The organism is Pseudogulbenkiania sp. AW2-16 (genome assembly GCF_056824575.1).
On the sequence record NZ_CP157668.1, the window covers coordinates 934,927 to 950,206 of the forward strand.

The window sequence follows — 15,280 nt, forward strand, 5'->3', positions numbered from 1 at the left end:
GGCAGGGCGCCCGCCCTGCCTTTTTGTTTGCCTGGCGTTCCCCGCCGGGTGCCGTCAATAAAAAACCCCGGCACCTGGGTGCCGGGGTAAACAGCCTTTAGTGTCAGCAAAAGGCACCCGCTCAGGGAGGCAAGCGGGAGGTGAGATCACCTGCCGATTAGGCTTGCCACCCCTGGCAAAGTTCCGTCACGCCGACGGCATCTCGTCCTGGCCCTGCGCCAGATAGGCGTCGAACCAGCGCTCCACCACCTCTTCCACCGTCTCGCCGCCGGTTTTCTTCAGGCTGGAGAACAGCTGGATGCTCACCGCCGGGTAGTCGGCCAACGCTTTTTTGACCGAGGCCAAGGTTTTCTGCTGTTCCATCCGCGATAATTTGTCGCTTTTCGACAGCAGGATGTGCACCGGCCGCCCGGTCTCACGGAAGAACTCCAGCATCTTCCAGTCGAGCTCCTTCAGCGGGTGACGGCTGTCCATGATCATGATCAGGCCGACCAGGTTCTGCCGGGTCTGCAGGTAACGCCCCAGCAAGGCGACCCAATGCGTGCGCACCGCCTCCGGCACTTCGGCGTAGCCGTAGCCCGGCAGGTCGACGAGATAGCGCTCTTCGCCCAGGTCGAAGAAATTGATGTGCTGGGTGCGCCCCGGGGTTTTGGAAACGAATGCCAGACGGGTACGATTGGCCAGGGTATTGATGGCGCTCGACTTGCCGGCGTTGGAGCGCCCCACGAAGGCCACCTCGGCGCGAGTGGGTGGCAAATCCTTCAGGTGGTTGACGGTTGTATAAAAGCGCGCGTTCTGGAAAATCGTCATAGTAGTAACGGTGTAAGCAGTTGGTATAGAATAACAGGTTTGAAATTGCCACTTTTACAGATATTTACGAAATCTCTCTCTGAGGAGCGACCATGAAACGCAAGATGCTGTTGGCGCTGGCTGCCATGACCCTGGCCGGTAGTGCACTGGCCGCCGCCGCCCCGGTAGGCAAGGGCGACCCGGTCAAGGGCAAGCAGATCGTCGATCAGGTATGTGCCGCCTGCCACGGCGCGGACGGCAACAGCGTGGCTGCCGCCAACCCGACGCTGGCCGGTCAGCACCAGAAGTATCTGTACAGTCAGCTCAAGGCGTTCAAGGCCGGCACCCGCAAGAACCCCATCATGATGGGCATGGCCACGCCGCTGTCCGACGATGACATGTGGAACGTGACCGCCTACTTCAGCCAGCAGAAGGCGAAGCCGCGCGAAGCCGCGGACAAGACCCTGATGGAGCTGGGCAAGAAAGTGTACCGTGTCGGCAACCCGGTCACCGGCGTTCCGGCCTGTATGGCCTGTCACGCCCCGAACGGCGCCGGCATGCCGGACCAGTTCCCGCGCGTGGGCAGCCAGCACGCCGGCTACATCCTCAAGCAGCTGAACGATTTCAAGGCCGGCACCGACCGCCAGCATCCGACCATGTCGGACGTGGCTTCCCGTATGAGCGATGCCGAAATGAAGGCAGTGGCCGACTACATCTCCGGCCTGCGCTAAGCGCAACTTCCGCCTCATGCCTTACTCAAAAGGGAAGCCTTGACGGCTTCCCTTTTTGTATGTGAAACCCATGAAAAAACCAAGCCGCCACGCCAGCTTCAGTTATTCCCTGTACGAGCTGCTGAGCTCGATGCGTTTCGCCATCGGGCTGTTGACCATCATTGCCATCGCCTCGGTGATCGGCACCGTGCTCAAGCAGAACGAACCCTACCCCAACTACGCCTTCGAATTCGGCCAGTTCTGGTTCGTCGCCTTCGACTGGCTCGGCCTTTACGACGTCTACCATTCGGCCTGGTTCCTGACCATCCTGGCCTTCCTGGTGATCTCCACCAGCCTGTGCATCCTGCGCAACGGCCCCGGCTTCATCAAGGACATGAAGGCGTTCCGCGAGAAGGCCACCGACAGCTCGCTGGCCGCGATGCAGCACAGCGAGGAGTTCGAGGCGGCCAACGCCTCGCCGGAGCAGCTGCAGGGCTACCTCGCGGCCAAGGGCTTCCGCCTGCGCCAGCACCGCCGCGACGACGGCACCCTGGTGCTGGCCGCCAAGAAGGGCGCCGCCAACAAGCTGGGCTACTTCTTCGCCCATATCGCCATGGTGGTGATCTGCCTGGGCGGCCTCTTGGACGGCAACCTGCCGCTGAAACTGGGCGAGCTGTTCGGCCGGGTGGTGGCGGAAACGCGCGACCTGCCGCAATCGCAGATTCCGGAGAAGAGCCGGCTCTCCACCCGCAACCTGTCGTTCCGCGGCAACGTCACGGTGGCCGAGAACAAGAGCGCCGACGTGGTGTTCCTCAACTCCGGCAACGGCTACCTGGTGCAGGAGCTGCCGTTCATCGTCACGCTGAAGAAGTTCCACGTCGACTACTACAGCAACGGCATGCCCAAGCTGTTCGCCAGCGACATCGTGGTGACCGACAAGGCCTCCGGCAAGGAGACGCCGGCCACGGTGAAAGTGAACCACCCGCTGATCGTCGACGGTGTGGCGATCTACCAGGCGAGCTTTGGCGACGGCGGCTCGCCGCTGAACTTCAAGGCCTGGAACCTCGGCGTCGCCCGAGATGCCACCGGCGCCGATCACGGGCGTGTCGCTGAGTTCGCAGCCGCTGCGCGCCAACGGCCACCAGTACAGCCTGGAGTTCGGCGAGTTCCGCCAGTTCAACATCGAGAACATGGAGCGCAGCAAGGCCGAGGGCGCCAAGTCGCTGTCCGAACGCATGCACGACGCGCGCGAGGTGAAACGCGACAAGAACCTGAAGAACGTCGGCCCGTCGATCACCTTCAAGCTGCGCGACGAGCAGGGCCAGGCGCGCGAGTACCACCACTACATGTCCCCGATCGAGCAGGACGGTGCCAGCTACCTGATCGCCGGCATGCGCAAGACGGTGTCGGAGCCGTTCCAGTACCTGCGCCTCCCGCTCGACGACGAGATGAAGATCGACACCTTCATGCGTCTCAGGGCGGCGCTGAAAAACCCGGCGCTGTACGACGAGATCGCGCGGCGCAGCACCGCCAAGGCGATGCAGGGTTCGGCGATCAGCCCGGCGATGCGTCAGCAGTTCGAGGAGAGCGTGAAGTGGATTCTGGCGCGCTTCGGCGAAGGCGGCTTCAGCGCGCTGGAGCAGTTCCTCGATCAGCGCGTGCCGGCGGACAAGCGCCAGGCGGTGGCGCAGACCTATATCAAGATCCTGCAGGGGGCGGTGGTGGACGTGATGGCGGTGGCCAACGAGCGCGCCGGTGCCAAGCCGCTGACGCAGGATGGCCGTCACTACCGCTTCCTGCTCGACAGCCTGGTGGCGGCGAGCAGCCTCAACGACTACGGTGTGCCGGTGTTCCTGCAACTCGACGGCTTTACCCAGGTCCAAGCTTCCGGTCTGCAGATGACGCGCTCGCCCGGCAAGACGCTGGTCTACCTGGGCTCGCTGATGCTGGTGATCGGTATCGTACTGATGTTCTATATCCGCGAAGTGCGACTGTGGATTAGGCTGGGCAATGGCCGGGTGCGGCTGGCGATGACCTCCAATCGTCACAACCGCGACCTGGACGAGGATTTCCGGCGTCACCGCGACGCCATTCAACAGCTTGTACGGGGTGCCTGATGGAACTCGCTTATTCCTTTGACGAACGGCCGCTGTGGCAGCGGCTGAACCTGGCCGACTGGCTGTTCGCCGCGCTGCTGGTGGTGGCCGCCGGGGTCACCTATTACCGTTACGGCGCCTACATGGACGTCTACGAGCAGGGCATCCTGGCCGGCAGCACCGTCGGCCTGATCGCGCTGGGCTGGTTCTGGAAGGCCTGGCGCCTGTTCCTGCCGCTTGCCGGCGCCATCGCACTCGTGGCGATCCAGCTCTACCAGGGCGACCTGGCGCGCGGCCAGAGCGCGTTCTGGCTGCGCTTCGTGCTGTCGAGCCAGTCCGCCATCATGTGGATGTGCACGCTGTTCTTCCTCGCCACCGCGGTGTACTGGATGGGCCTCCTGACACGCTCGGCGCTGCTCGGCCGTATGGGCACAGGGCTGACCTGGAGCGCGGCGGTGCTGGGCTTTGCCGGCATGCTGACGCGCTGGTACGAGAGCTACCTGATCGGCAGCGACATCGGCCACATCCCGGTCTCCAACCTGTACGAAGTGTTCGTGCTGTTCTGCCTGATCACCGCGCTGATGTACCTGTACTACGAAGCCAAGTTCGCCGCGCGCCAGATGGGCGCCTTCGTGCTGCTGGTGATCTCGGCCGCGGTCGGCTTCATCCTGTGGTACACCTTCGATCGCCAGGCGCACGAGATCCAGCCCTTGATCCCGGCCTTGCAGTCGTGGTGGATGAAGATCCACGTGCCGGCCAACTTCGTCGGCTACGGCTCGTTCTCGATCGCCGCCATGCTCGGCATCGCCCAGCTCTTGGTCAGCCATGGCTGGCTCAAAGACAAGCTGCCGTCGGCCGAGCTGCTGGACGAGGTGATGTACAAGGCGATCGCGGTCGGCTTTTTGTTCTTCACCATCGCCACCATCCTGGGTGCGATGTGGGCGGCCGATGCCTGGGGCGGCTACTGGAGCTGGGACCCCAAGGAGACCTGGGCGCTGATCGTCTGGCTCAACTACGCCGCCTGGCTCCACGTGCGCCTGGTCAAAGGCTGGCGCGGCACGCCGCTGGCGTGGTGGGCGGTAATCGGGGTGTTCGTCACCAGCTTCGCCTTCCTCGGCGTCAACATGTTCCTGTCCGGCCTGCACTCCTACGGCACGCTGTAATAGTTGAAGGTTGGCCGAAGCCCTCCCGCCGCGGCCACTCCTCGCCCCCGACGCCCGGCCCCGTGCCGGGCGTTGTCGTGTGAGCGATGGGCGCGATGGGCGGCACAAGCGCTTGGCCAAAACGCCGCGCTGCGCTAGCGTAGCGGGGTCTTGTCCTGGCAACCCCCGAATGAGCTGGTTTCTCTACATGCTGCAATGCCGCGGCGGCAGTCTCTACACCGGCATCACCACCGACGTGGCGCGACGCTACGCCGCGCACGCCGCCGGCAAGGGTGCGCGCTACACCCGCCTGCACCCTCCCGAACGCATCGCCCTGGTGCTGGCGTTCGACAACAAGTCCGCCGCGCTCAAGGCCGAATACGCCGTCAAGCAGCTCTCCCCGGCGCAAAAACGTGCCCTGTGTGCGGCTCACGGCACCCCGGACGACACCACTCCGGACCACCACCCCCTCTGAGCCCTCCCCCTCGCCACACATCCCGCCGCTGGCGGCCGTGGAAGAAAAACGACATTTTCTTACAGTTCCTTACAATGTAATTTTGCGACAACATAAAGTTTTGTCATGATCCAACACACCTCGGCGCCCCCGCCGTGGCGCGATTGCGACGGCGCTATCCTGCGCCGTCGCGAAGACCGGCCACCTGGGGACGGAGCGCGCTGAAATCGGCATAAATAGCGGATTTCATGGCACCACGGGGACGCATCACCCCGCCGCGATGACGGACCACCCCACGGCAACGCACCGGCCACCAGAGCCGGGAGGGGTGAAGCACCACACAATAAGTAGCAAAACTACAATCAGGAGACATCATGAAGCACATCTCGGCAAGCCTGCTGGGCGCAGCCCTGCTGGCCGGCGCCCTCGCCCCGGCCCAGGCCTTCGACTTCCACGGCTACGTACGCGCCGGCGTCGGCAGCAGCGATGGCGACAGCCAGGCCTGCTTCAAGCTGGCCGGCGCCCAGAGCAAGTACCGTCTGGGCAACGAATGCGAAATCTACAGCGAACTGACCGGCGAGCAGGACCTGGTCCAGTTCGACAACGGCATGAAACTGTCGGGCCTGGCCATGGCCAGCCTGTACAACGAAAACGACCGCACCCCGACCTTCCACAACAGCGACGGCAACAGCGGCAGCCTGCGCCTGCCGCAGTCCTACCTGCAGCTGACCAACATTCCCGGCCTGCCGGGTGCGCGCCTGTGGGCCGGCCGCATCTACTACCGTCGTAATGACGTGCACATCAACGACTTCTTCTACTGGAACCCGAGCGGTCTCGGCGCCGGTCTGGAGAACTTCGCCATCGGCGACAAGCTCAAGCTGAGCTACGCCTTCTTCCGCAACGACGGCATCTTCCAGGAGTACGACTCCAACCGCCACGACCTGCAACTGTCGGGCATCGACGTCAACCCCGGCGGCGAACTGCAACTCGGCGTGAGCTACATGGACCCGTCCGGCAAGGTGGACGTCAACGGCCAGAAGGTCGATCCGCACAGCGGCTGGGCGTACACCGTACAGCACATCCAGAGCGGCGTGCTGGGCGGCAAGAACAAGCTCGCGCTGCAGTACGGCACCGGCAGCGGCACCAGCCTGTCCGGCACCGTCGGCCCGATCACCAACGACAGCAGCGACAAGAGCTGGCGCGTGCTGGACGCCTTCGACTGGCAAGCCACGCCGAATTTCGGCGGCCAGCTGGTGGGGCTGTACCAGCAGGACCGCGTCGACGGCGGCACGCAGAAGTGGATGTCGTTCGGCATCCGCCCGAGCTACGCCTTCACCGAGCACTTCAAGCTGGTGACCGAACTGGGTCACGACCGGGTACAGCCGGCCAGCGGCCCGACCCGCACCCTGACCAAGTTCACCATCGCGCCGACCCTGGCCATGGGCAAGTCGTTCTGGAGCCGCCCGGAGCTGCGCCTGTTCTACACCTACGCGCAGTGGAACCAGGCCGCCCAGGACGCCGCCGGCGACAATGCCAACGACCCGCTGTCGAGCAGCGGCGTGTTCGGTTCGCGCCGCCACGGCTCCACCGTCGGCCTGCAGGTGGAAAGCTGGTGGTAAGCCGCCAACCGGCCTGACGCTACATCAACCGCCCCGGGATGCCTCGTGCCCCGGGGCGGTTTTCATTTGACGGATCGGGCAGCCCGGCAAAGTGCCCGGGTTGACTTCCTCTCCCCGCTTGCATATCTGTTAAAGAACTTATCCGGCGCGCCGCGCTCTTATCCACTCTTCGACACTACCCCCACCTGAGAAGAAGGACGAACCATGCTCGCACGCAAAACCTTTATCGCCACCTCGCTGGCCTTGTCGATCGGTTTCGTCGGCATCACCCAATCCGCCCAGGCGGCGATGATCGGCGTGGAACAGCTCAACCAGGGCGCCACCAACGCCGGCGACGCCAACCGCGCCCGCATCCTGGAAACCCTCAGCCGCGCCGACGTCGTCGCCGAGCTGGAACGCCAGGGCGTGTCGCCGGAGCAGGCACGCGAACGCATCGCCGCCCTGAGCGACAAGGATGCCGCGCTGCTGGCGGAGAAAGCCGCCAAGGCCCCGGCCGGCGGCGACATCGTCGGCGCCGTGCTGTTGGTGTTCTTCGTGCTGCTCCTGACCGACATCCTCGGCCTCACCAAGATCTTCCCGTTCACCCGCTCCATCCGCTGAACGATGGCGCGCTCCTGGTCGATACCGCCGTGGCGCGGCCTGCTCCTGGCGGCCGTGCTGCTGCTCTCCGCCTGCGCGACGCCGGTGGTGCGGCAGCAACTGGCACGCACCGACCTGCCGCGCCAGGTCGAGCTCGCCGACACCCCGTTCTTCCCGCAGGAGGAGTACCAGTGCGGCCCGGCGGCGCTGGCCACGGTGCTGACGGCGTCCGGCAAGATGGTGGCGCCGGACGAGCTGACCAGCCAGGTCTACGTGCCGGCACGTCAGGGCAGCCTGCAGATCGAGATGCTGGCGGCGGCGCGCCGCCACGGCCGGGTGGCGACCGTGCTGCCACCGCGGCTGGACGCGCTGCTCGACGAGGTGCGCGCCGGCCACCCGGTGCTGGTGATGCAGAATCTGGGGCTGTCGTGGTGGCCGTCGTGGCACTACGCCGTGGTGGTGGGCTACAACCTGGAGCGTGACGAGATGGTGCTGCGCTCTGGCACCTTCCGGCGCCAGCTGATGAGCCTGACCGCCTTCGAGAACACCTGGGCGCGCAGCGAGCACTGGGCGGTGGCCGTGTTGCCGCCGGACACGCTGCCGATCAGCGCCGACGAGGCCGGCACGACGGCGGCGCTGGTGGCGTTCGACCGCCTCGCCACGCGCCCCGACGCGCGCAGCGGCTATGCCACGGCGCTCAAACGTTGGCCGAACAACCCGACGCTGGCGATCGGCCTGGGCAACACCGCCTACGCCATGCACGACCTGCCAGCCGCACGAAATGCGCTGGAACAGGCGCTGGCGGCGCAGCCCGACAACGCCGCCGCGCACAACAATCTGGCCGTGGTGCTGGCCGATCAGGGCGAGCTGGAACAGGCACGCCGCCACGCCGAACGGGCGCTGGCTCTGGGGGGGCCGTGGCAGGAGACGGCACGCGCCACCTTGCAGGAGATCGAGAAGAAGGCGGCCAAACCTAGCGTGCGCTAGGGCGAATGCCGGAGCCGGGGCGGACTACTGGAACCGCGCGGCAAGCGGGCCTTAAGGACGTTGGGGACGGCCGGGACGCCGGCACCGGAATGGATACGGCGCACATGGGGATGGCGCATCGCCGGCTCATCCCTACCCCGGCCTGGCAAGCGATGACGCGCAAAATCTGACGTGGTGTACTCGGATTTAAAGAGGGTGCGCCGTGCGCGGTACCCAAGACGGGCCGGCGGCGCCGCTTGCTGCGGGGCGCTTAGCCGATGACGACGCAATCCCGCCCTTGCCCCTTGGCCTGGTACAGCGCCTGGTCGGCGCGCTGCAGGATGGCGTCGAGCGGTTCGGCGCCGTCGCGGCAGAGGGTGAGCCCGAACGACAGCGTCAGCCCGGCGGCACCGGCCGGCAACAGCTCGCCGCTGAGCACCCCCACCTGGCGCCGCAACCGCACCAGCACGCTCTGCACTTCCTCGATGCTGGAGTGCGGGAACAGCAACAGGAACTCCTCGCCGCCCCAGCGCGCGCAGACGTCGTAGTCGCGCACCCCTTCGGACAGACCATGGGCGATGGCCCCCAGCACGCGGTCGCCCACGTCGTGGCCGTAGCCATCGTTGATGCTCTTGAAGTGGTCGACGTCGGCCAGCGTCAGGCAGAACTGGCCGCCACTGCGGCCCAGCCGCTGCAACTCCTCGCGCAGGCGAACCAAAGCGTGGCGGCGGTTGGGTAGGCCGGTGAGTTCGTCGCGACTCGACAGCCAGTGCAGGCGCTGGTTCATGTCGCGCAGCATGTTCTGGTAGCGGTCGCTGATGCGCACGATCTTCTCAACCTGGCGCAGCTGGCGCTGATAGCGCGCGGCGTAGCTCAGGCCTCGGTCACGCTCGGCATCCTGGTAGCGGTCGGCGATGCGGCTCACCCGCTCGATCTGCCGGATTTGCTCGCGATAGCACTCGAAGAGCGAGGCGAGCGCCTCGTGCAGCGGATGGTCGGCGTAGGCCGGGTCTGCCAGCAGGGTTTCGATGCGGCTTTCCAGCTCCTCGTGCTGTTTCATCGCGGCTCCGCGGGTTCAGTCGTGGGCGAGGATATCGAACGGGAAGGTGTAGTCCTCGCGGAACTCCTCGGCCAGTTCGGCCACCCGTTCATTCTCGCGCTCGTAGCGCCATTCGACACCGACCGCGCGGCCGTCATCGAAGGCGCCCTGCAATTGGTCGAGCATGTCCATCATGGCGCGAATGCTGCTGGTATTGAGGTAGAGCAGTTGCAGCTGCAGCCGCAGCGGGCGCTCCTCGCGTGCCAGGAAGGCCTCGATCCAGTCGATGACCGGCTGGTACAGTTCGAAGGCGTTTTCCGGGTAGGAGTCGCCCTTCATCACCACACATCCTGCTTCCCAGTCTGCCCGGATGGCCGGAATCGAACCGGTCCCCTCGACGATCAGATCTTGCATGTCAACCTCGTCAAATCACTACGCGTAAACTGAAAAACGCCACACCGCCATCCAGCGCGGTCAGCGAGCACTGCAGCGGCTCGTAGGCGCGGCGCGCCAGGTCGATCAGGCCGAGCCCGGCGCCGGTCTTGGCGGACGGATCGCGCGGCTGGCGCAGCTGGTTCTTGTACTCGGCCTTGAGCCCGGCCTTGTCGAGCCGCGCCAGCGCCGCGATGCGCTCCACCAGCGCGTCGCCATCGGCCGGCAGCACCACGTTACCGGCGCTGACCACGTAGCGGCCGTCCTCCGAGCGCGACACGATCAGCGTGGCGTGCGCGTCGGCCCCCTCCAGGCCGTGCAGGGCGGTGTAATGGCGGATGTTCTGGGTCAGCTCGATGTACACCGAGAACACGTCGGTCACCGCCGACTGCGATTCCTGCAAGCCCTGCATATGCTTGCGCAGCGCCTGGCCGATCTCTTCGATCAGCGTTGCCGAGAACGGACCGTTGAAACACAGCATGATGCCCTGCTGGATGAAGGCTGCCCTCAGCGATAGTACATCGACCTGCTCCATGGACTCTCCTTATCTGTCGTGATCACCCGGCAACGCGGGCTGATCGGCCTCGTCCTGCCGACCGAAACGGAACCCCAGCACCGTGATGTCGTCGCGCTGGGCGCGCTCGCCCTGGTACTCGGCCAGGCACTGCTGGAACGCCTCGCGCTGCTCGGCCACCGGCAGCTGGGCGTGGTGGCGCAGCAGCTCGGCGAAGCGTCGCCGGCCGAAACCGTAGCCCTTGTCGCCGCCGGACTGGTCGAGGAAGCCGTCGGTGGTGAGGTAATAACTGACCTCCGGGCGCAGCGTCATGACGTGGTTGCGGAACGACGTCGGCTTGCGGTCGGCGATGCCGCCGCGCTCGCCGGCCACTTCGCCGACCTGCGCGCCGTCGCTCCAGTGTAGCGACAGCCGCGCCCCGGCAAAGGTCAGCGTGTTGTTGATCAGGTCGACCGCGCACAACCCGGCGTCCATGCTGGTGGCAAGATGGCGCGCCCCGGTTTCGTGGCGCAGCATGGCGCGCACCACCTGGTCCATGCGCTCCAGCAGCGCCGCCGGGTCGGCGAGGCCCAGTTCGCTCACGGCGACGTCGAAGGCGGTCTGCGCGATCATGGTCATGAACGCGCCGGGCACGCCGTGACCAGCGCAGTCGACCACTCCCAGAAGGCAGCGGCCGGGGCCGGTACGGCACACGAAGAAGTCGCCGCCGACCACGTCGCGCGGCTTCCACAGCAGGAAGTGCTGCTCGCCCAACAGTTCGCTGAGCGGGCCGTGCGGCAGGATGGCGTTCTGGATCAGGCTGGCATAGCGGATGCTGTCCTGCATCGCGCGGTGCGCCTGCAGCACCTGTTCGTTGGCCTGGGCCAGATCGCGCGTGCGCTCCTCGATACGCTGTTCCAGCTTCTCGGTGTGGACGCGAATCTCGCCCGCCATGTGGTTGAAGGCGCGCGTCAGGTCGCCCAGTTCGTCGTCGCGGCGCGAACGCAGTTCGATGCGGTAGTCGCCGGCGGAGAGCTGGGCCACCGAGCGGTGCAGGCGCGCCAGCGGGTTCAGCACCAGGCGGTCGAGGCCGAAGATGACCAGCAGCCCCAGCGCCAGCAGCACCACCAGGCCGCCCGCCGCCAGCGTGGCCAGCAGGCGTTCGTCCAGCACCGCGGCGGTGGAGAGGTCGACCGCGCTGATCACGTACCAGTCGAGCTGGGGGATGTACGAAATGCCCAGCAGCCGCGGCTGGCCTTGCAGCGTGACGCTGGCGGTCTGGGTGCCCTCCGGCGTGGCCTTGAGCGCAGCCAGAGCGCCGGCCAGGGCGGGCTGCTCCTCGGTGTGGATCAGCCGGTACACGGTCTTGGCGGAATTCAGGGAGGAGACGGAAGCGTACTGGATCAGGCGGGCGTCCGGGTGGGCCTGGATCACCCCCTGGCCGTTGACGATGATGTTGCTGACGCCGCGCTGGTGCGAGGCCACCAGGTCGCGCAGGAAGTGCGACAGGTCGAGGCCGGTGCCGGCCATGCCGAGCACCTCGTCGCCGTCGTGGATCATCACGTTGAACCACACCTTGGTGACGCGCACCTTGCCGTCCACGTTGACGTTGAGCGCGTAGTCGCGCACGTTCTGGCGCGTGGCGAAGTACCAGCCGTCCTCGGCGTCATTCGGCTTGAGGCGGTAGCGCGGCACGGCGGCGTTGGCCGCCAGCTTGTCGTCGCTGAAATAGTAGCTGAGTGAACGGTCGGCGACGATGGAGAAGGAATGATCGGCAAAGGCCTGGCGGAAATTTTCGGCTTCGCGGAAGAAGGCCCGGCGCTTGGCCGGGTCCTGCTCGTCGCGCAGCCAGTCGCGCGTGACTTCGAGCCCGGCCAGGCGCTGCGACAGCGCCAGTTCGCGCGACAGCTGGGTCACCAGGGTCTGCTTTTGCAGCAGGGCATGATCGCGCGCGAAGGCGGCGCCGTAATGCTGGCGGATCGAATGCACCGCCAGGTTGCCGGCAAACAGCGCCAGCACCAACAGCACGGCGAACAACGCGGCCAGCGCCAGCGCCGATTTCCATCTCAAGCTCAAGTGACACTACTCCGCAGATTGCCGTTCCAGCGACGTCGACGGCCAATGCCGCATGTTACGCCAGAGCCCTGTCCGCCGTCATGCAGAATCCGTTCATCATGTCACCCCCGGCGATACCCGCTCCCTTGACGGCGTGGCACAATGCACTTTTGCCATTCCCAGCCCCACCCCTGCCATGAGCCTGAAACTGCACACCGTTCCCGTCACCCCGTTCGCCCAAAACTGCTCGCTGCTGTGGTGCGACGTTACCCTGAACGCCGCCATCGTCGATCCGGGCGGCGACATCGAACGTATCCTGGCCGAGGTGGCGGCGCGCGACCTCACGGTGGTCAAGATCCTGCTGACCCACGGCCACATCGACCACGCCGGCGCCACCATGCCGCTGGCGCGCCGCCTCGGCGTACCGGTGGAAGGGCCGCAGCGCGAGGAGAGTTTCTGGCTCGATCAGTTGCCGAACCAGGGACAGATGTTCGGCTTTCCGCCGGCCGAGGCGGTGACGCCCGACCGCTGGCTGGAGGAAGGCGACACCGTGACGCTCGGCGAGGAAACGCTGGAGGTGCTGCACTGCCCGGGCCACACCCCCGGCCACGTGGTGTTCTACAGCCCGGCGGCCGGCCTGTTGATCGCCGGCGACGTGCTGTTCCAGGGCTCGATCGGGCGAACCGACTTTCCACGCGGCAACCACCAGCAGCTGATCGACGCTATCCGCGGCAAGCTGTTCGTGCTGCCGGACGAGACCGTGGTGGTGCCGGGCCACGGCCCCTACACCACCATCGGCGACGAGAAGCGCCACAATCCCTTCGTCGCCGACGCGCGCTACCGCTGATGCCGCCGGAGTTCGCGCGCGCGGTGCTGGGGCTGGTGGCGCGCATCCCGCCGGGCCGCGTCAGCACCTACGGCAGGCTCGCCGAGCTGGCCGGCTGGCCGCGCCATTCCCGCCACGTCGGGCACCTGCTGGGCCATCTGCCGGATGGCGTCAGCGTGCCGTGGCAGCGCGTGGTGGGCGCCGGCGGCCGCATCGCCCGCCCCGGCACCCCAGGGGCCGACTACCAGCGCCTGCTGCTGGAACACGAGGGCGTGGGGCTAAGCGCCAGCGGCCGCGTCGATCTCAAGCGCTACGGCTGGCCGGCGGCGGAGGACGATGTCTGATCCCGGCTTCGGCCAACCGTGCGAAATGAAAAACGCCACCGGCTTGCCGGTGGCGTTTTTGCGAGCAAAGCATACGGTCAGCCGCGCCCGTTGGCCTGCTTGTAGGCCGCAATCAGCCGCGCCGTGGAGCTGTCGTGCGGCGCCGGGCCGCTCTTGCCGGCCAGTTCGGCGTGGATGGTCTTGGCGAGCTGCTTGCCCAGTTCCACCCCCCACTGGTCGAAGCTGTTGATGTGCCAGATCACGCCCTGCACGAAGATCTTGTGCTCGTAGAGCGCGATCAGCGAGCCCAGGTTGCGCGGGTCGAGCCGGCTCATCAGCAGGGTGTTGGTGGGGCGGTTGCCGCCGAACACCTTGTGCGGCACCAGCTTCTCCAGCGCCTCGCCCGTCACGCCCTGCGCAGTGAGTTCGTCACGCACTTCGTCGGCGGTCTTACCGCGCATGAAGGCTTCGGCCTGGGCGAACACGTTGGCAAGCAGTATCTCGTGGTGGCCGGGCAGGCTGGAGCGGTTCTCCAGCGAGGCGATCAGGTCGATCGGCGAGATGTGCGTGCCCTGGTGCAGCAGCTGGAAGAAGGCGTGCTGGCCGTTGATGCCGGTCTCGCCCCAGATGATCGGCGCCGTTTCGAAATCGACCGGGTTGCCGTCGAGCATCACCTGCTTGCCGTTGGACTCCATGTCGAGCTGCTGGATGAAGGCCGGCAGGCGGTGCAGGTACTGGTCGTAGGGGGCGATGACGTGCGAGCCGCCGCCGTAGAAGTTGATGTACCACACCCCGATCATCGCCAGCAGCACCGGCATGTTGGCTTCCAGCGGCGCGTTGCGGAAGTGCTGGTCCATCAGGTGCGCGCCGTTCAGGAGCTCGACGAAGTTCTCTTCGCCAAGGTAGAGCATGATCGGCAGGCCGATCGCCGACCACAGGCTGTAGCGCCCGCCCACCCAGTCCCAGAACTCGAACATGTTGGCCGGGTCGATGCCGAAGTCGGCCACCGCCTGCTGGTTGGTCGACACCGCGACGAAGTGCTTGGCGACGGCCTTTTCGTCGCGCGCACGCTGGACGAACCAGTCGCGCGCGGTGAGCGCGTTGGTCAGCGTTTCCTGGGTGGTGAAGGTCTTCGACTCGATCACGAACAGCGTGGTCTCGGGGTGCACGCGCTTGAGCGTTTCCTTGAGCTGGGCGCCGTCGACGTTAGAGACGAAGTGCATGTTCATGCGCGGGTGGGCATACGGGCGCAGCGCGCTGCACACCATGAGCGGGCCCAGGTCGGAGCCGCCGATGCCGATGTTGACGATGTCGGTGATCGGCTGGTTGGTGTAGCCCAGCCACTCGCCCGAGCGCACGGCGTGGGCGAAGCGCCCCATGCGTTCCAGCACGCGGTTGACCTTGGGCATGACGTCTTCGCCGTCGACCAGGATCGGCGAATTGGTGCGGTTGCGCAGCGCCACGTGCAGCACGGCGCGGCTCTCGGTGACGTTGAGCTTCTCGCCCTTGAACATGGCCTTGATGCGCGCCGGCAGGCCGGCTTCGCGCGCCAGCTGCATCAGCAGTTGCAGGGTGTCGTCGGTGAGGCGGTTCTTGGAGTAGTCGAGCAACAGCCCGCCCACTTCCAGCGCGTAACGTTCGGCGCGTTCCGGGTCGCTCTCGAACAGCTCGCGCATGTGCAGCTGTTTCGCGTCGGCAAAGTGTTCCCACAGCTGTTGCCGGGCGGGCAGTCGGGTCAGTTCGCTCATGCCATCCCC

Annotated in this window: 15 protein-coding genes and 1 pseudogene; 10 read left to right on the forward strand and 6 right to left on the reverse strand. The window is 66.2% G+C overall.

Features of this window, described 5'->3' with window-relative positions:
- Positions 1-186: 186 nt before the first annotated feature.
- Complete coding sequence (gene yihA / locus ABKF58_RS04570) at positions 187-810, reverse strand: ribosome biogenesis GTP-binding protein YihA/YsxC (RefSeq protein WP_008954665.1); 624 nt, start codon at positions 808-810, stop codon at positions 187-189.
- Between the two features lie 92 nt (positions 811-902).
- On the opposite strand from yihA, the gene ABKF58_RS04575 reads away from it, so the two are divergent.
- The 8 genes and pseudogenes from ABKF58_RS04575 to ABKF58_RS04610 all read left to right on the forward strand — a co-directional run bounded on the left by ABKF58_RS04575 (position 903) and on the right by ABKF58_RS04610 (position 8,376).
- Positions 903-1,520, forward strand: a complete 618-nt coding sequence (locus ABKF58_RS04575) for a c-type cytochrome (RefSeq protein WP_482583535.1) — start codon at positions 903-905, stop codon at positions 1,518-1,520.
- Between the two features lie 130 nt (positions 1,521-1,650).
- A pseudogene (locus ABKF58_RS04580) lies at positions 1,651-2,514 on the forward strand (cytochrome c biogenesis protein ResB); the annotation flags it as partial.
- Positions 2,515-2,602: 88 nt separating this feature from the next.
- Positions 2,603-3,616, forward strand: coding sequence for a cytochrome c biogenesis ResB family protein (locus tag ABKF58_RS04585; protein ID WP_482583537.1), 1,014 nt, complete (start codon positions 2,603-2,605; stop codon positions 3,614-3,616).
- Entirely contained in the window at positions 3,616-4,758 is a 1,143-nt protein-coding gene (ccsB, locus tag ABKF58_RS04590) for a c-type cytochrome biogenesis protein CcsB (RefSeq protein WP_008954662.1), read from the forward strand. The genes ABKF58_RS04585 and ccsB overlap by 1 nt, the downstream gene beginning before the upstream one ends.
- 169 nt (positions 4,759-4,927) lie before the next feature.
- Positions 4,928-5,212, forward strand: coding sequence for a GIY-YIG nuclease family protein (locus tag ABKF58_RS04595; protein ID WP_482583539.1), 285 nt, complete (start codon positions 4,928-4,930; stop codon positions 5,210-5,212).
- Between the two features lie 353 nt (positions 5,213-5,565).
- Positions 5,566-6,810, forward strand: coding sequence for a maltoporin (locus ABKF58_RS04600; protein WP_014085585.1), 1,245 nt, complete (start codon positions 5,566-5,568; stop codon positions 6,808-6,810).
- Between the two features lie 204 nt (positions 6,811-7,014).
- Positions 7,015-7,410, forward strand: a complete 396-nt coding sequence (locus ABKF58_RS04605) for a PA2779 family protein (RefSeq protein ID WP_482583540.1) — start codon at positions 7,015-7,017, stop codon at positions 7,408-7,410.
- 3 nt (positions 7,411-7,413) lie between these two features.
- On the forward strand, positions 7,414-8,376 hold the full coding sequence (locus ABKF58_RS04610; protein WP_482583541.1) for a PA2778 family cysteine peptidase: 963 nt from the start codon (positions 7,414-7,416) through the stop codon (positions 8,374-8,376).
- Positions 8,377-8,626: 250 nt separating this feature from the next.
- On the opposite strand, the gene siaD is transcribed toward ABKF58_RS04610, so the two are convergent.
- The 4 genes from siaD to siaA are packed head-to-tail and all read right to left on the reverse strand — an operon-like array spanning position 8,627 to position 12,395.
- The gene (siaD, locus tag ABKF58_RS04615; RefSeq protein ID WP_482583542.1) at positions 8,627-9,415 is read right to left on the reverse strand and encodes a biofilm regulation diguanylate cyclase SiaD; all 789 of its coding nucleotides are present in this window, start codon (positions 9,413-9,415) and stop codon (positions 8,627-8,629) included.
- 15 nt (positions 9,416-9,430) lie between these two features.
- Complete coding sequence (gene siaC / locus ABKF58_RS04620; RefSeq protein ID WP_482583543.1) at positions 9,431-9,808, reverse strand: biofilm regulation phosphoprotein SiaC; 378 nt, start codon at positions 9,806-9,808, stop codon at positions 9,431-9,433.
- 10 nt (positions 9,809-9,818) lie between these two features.
- On the reverse strand, positions 9,819-10,361 hold the full coding sequence (gene siaB, locus ABKF58_RS04625; RefSeq protein ID WP_008954655.1) for a biofilm regulation protein kinase SiaB: 543 nt from the start codon (positions 10,359-10,361) through the stop codon (positions 9,819-9,821).
- Between the two features lie 9 nt (positions 10,362-10,370).
- On the reverse strand, positions 10,371-12,395 hold the full coding sequence (gene siaA, locus ABKF58_RS04630; protein WP_482583545.1) for a biofilm regulation protein phosphatase SiaA: 2,025 nt from the start codon (positions 12,393-12,395) through the stop codon (positions 10,371-10,373).
- A 175-nt stretch (positions 12,396-12,570) separates the two neighbouring features.
- Between siaA and ABKF58_RS04635 the strand changes: the two genes are divergently transcribed.
- Positions 12,571-13,221: an MBL fold metallo-hydrolase gene (locus tag ABKF58_RS04635; protein ID WP_482583546.1), complete on the forward strand. Its 651-nt coding sequence runs from the start codon at positions 12,571-12,573 to the stop codon at positions 13,219-13,221.
- Positions 13,221-13,544, forward strand: a complete 324-nt coding sequence (locus tag ABKF58_RS04640) for an MGMT family protein (RefSeq protein ID WP_482583547.1) — start codon at positions 13,221-13,223, stop codon at positions 13,542-13,544. The genes ABKF58_RS04635 and ABKF58_RS04640 overlap by 1 nt, the downstream gene beginning before the upstream one ends.
- A 77-nt stretch (positions 13,545-13,621) precedes the next feature.
- Here the strand turns inward: ABKF58_RS04640 and pgi are convergent, their stop codons facing one another.
- Positions 13,622-15,271 carry a glucose-6-phosphate isomerase gene (pgi, locus tag ABKF58_RS04645; RefSeq protein ID WP_482583548.1) on the reverse strand — a complete coding sequence of 550 codons (1,650 nt, stop codon included), beginning with the start codon at positions 15,269-15,271 and terminating at the stop codon, positions 13,622-13,624.
- Between the last annotated feature and the right edge of the window lie 9 nt (positions 15,272-15,280).

Bases quoted from the DNA above. Each gene is read 5' to 3' on its own strand.
- yihA (WP_008954665.1), bottom strand. From the start codon at position 810: ATGACGATTTTCCAGAACGCGCGCTTTTATACAACCGTCAACCACCTG.
- ABKF58_RS04575 (WP_482583535.1), top strand. From the start codon at position 903: ATGAAACGCAAGATGCTGTTGGCGCTGGCTGCCATGACCCTGGCCGGT.
- ccsB (WP_008954662.1), top strand. From the start codon at position 3,616: ATGGAACTCGCTTATTCCTTTGACGAACGGCCGCTGTGGCAGCGGCTG.
- ABKF58_RS04595 (WP_482583539.1), top strand. From the start codon at position 4,928: ATGAGCTGGTTTCTCTACATGCTGCAATGCCGCGGCGGCAGTCTCTAC.
- ABKF58_RS04600 (WP_014085585.1), top strand. From the start codon at position 5,566: ATGAAGCACATCTCGGCAAGCCTGCTGGGCGCAGCCCTGCTGGCCGGC.
- ABKF58_RS04605 (WP_482583540.1), top strand. From the start codon at position 7,015: ATGCTCGCACGCAAAACCTTTATCGCCACCTCGCTGGCCTTGTCGATC.
- ABKF58_RS04610 (WP_482583541.1), top strand. From the start codon at position 7,414: ATGGCGCGCTCCTGGTCGATACCGCCGTGGCGCGGCCTGCTCCTGGCG.
- siaD (WP_482583542.1), bottom strand. From the start codon at position 9,415: ATGAAACAGCACGAGGAGCTGGAAAGCCGCATCGAAACCCTGCTGGCA.
- siaC (WP_482583543.1), bottom strand. From the start codon at position 9,808: ATGCAAGATCTGATCGTCGAGGGGACCGGTTCGATTCCGGCCATCCGG.
- siaB (WP_008954655.1), bottom strand. From the start codon at position 10,361: ATGGAGCAGGTCGATGTACTATCGCTGAGGGCAGCCTTCATCCAGCAG.
- ABKF58_RS04635 (WP_482583546.1), top strand. From the start codon at position 12,571: ATGAGCCTGAAACTGCACACCGTTCCCGTCACCCCGTTCGCCCAAAAC.
- ABKF58_RS04640 (WP_482583547.1), top strand. From the start codon at position 13,221: ATGCCGCCGGAGTTCGCGCGCGCGGTGCTGGGGCTGGTGGCGCGCATC.
- pgi (WP_482583548.1), bottom strand. From the start codon at position 15,271: ATGAGCGAACTGACCCGACTGCCCGCCCGGCAACAGCTGTGGGAACAC.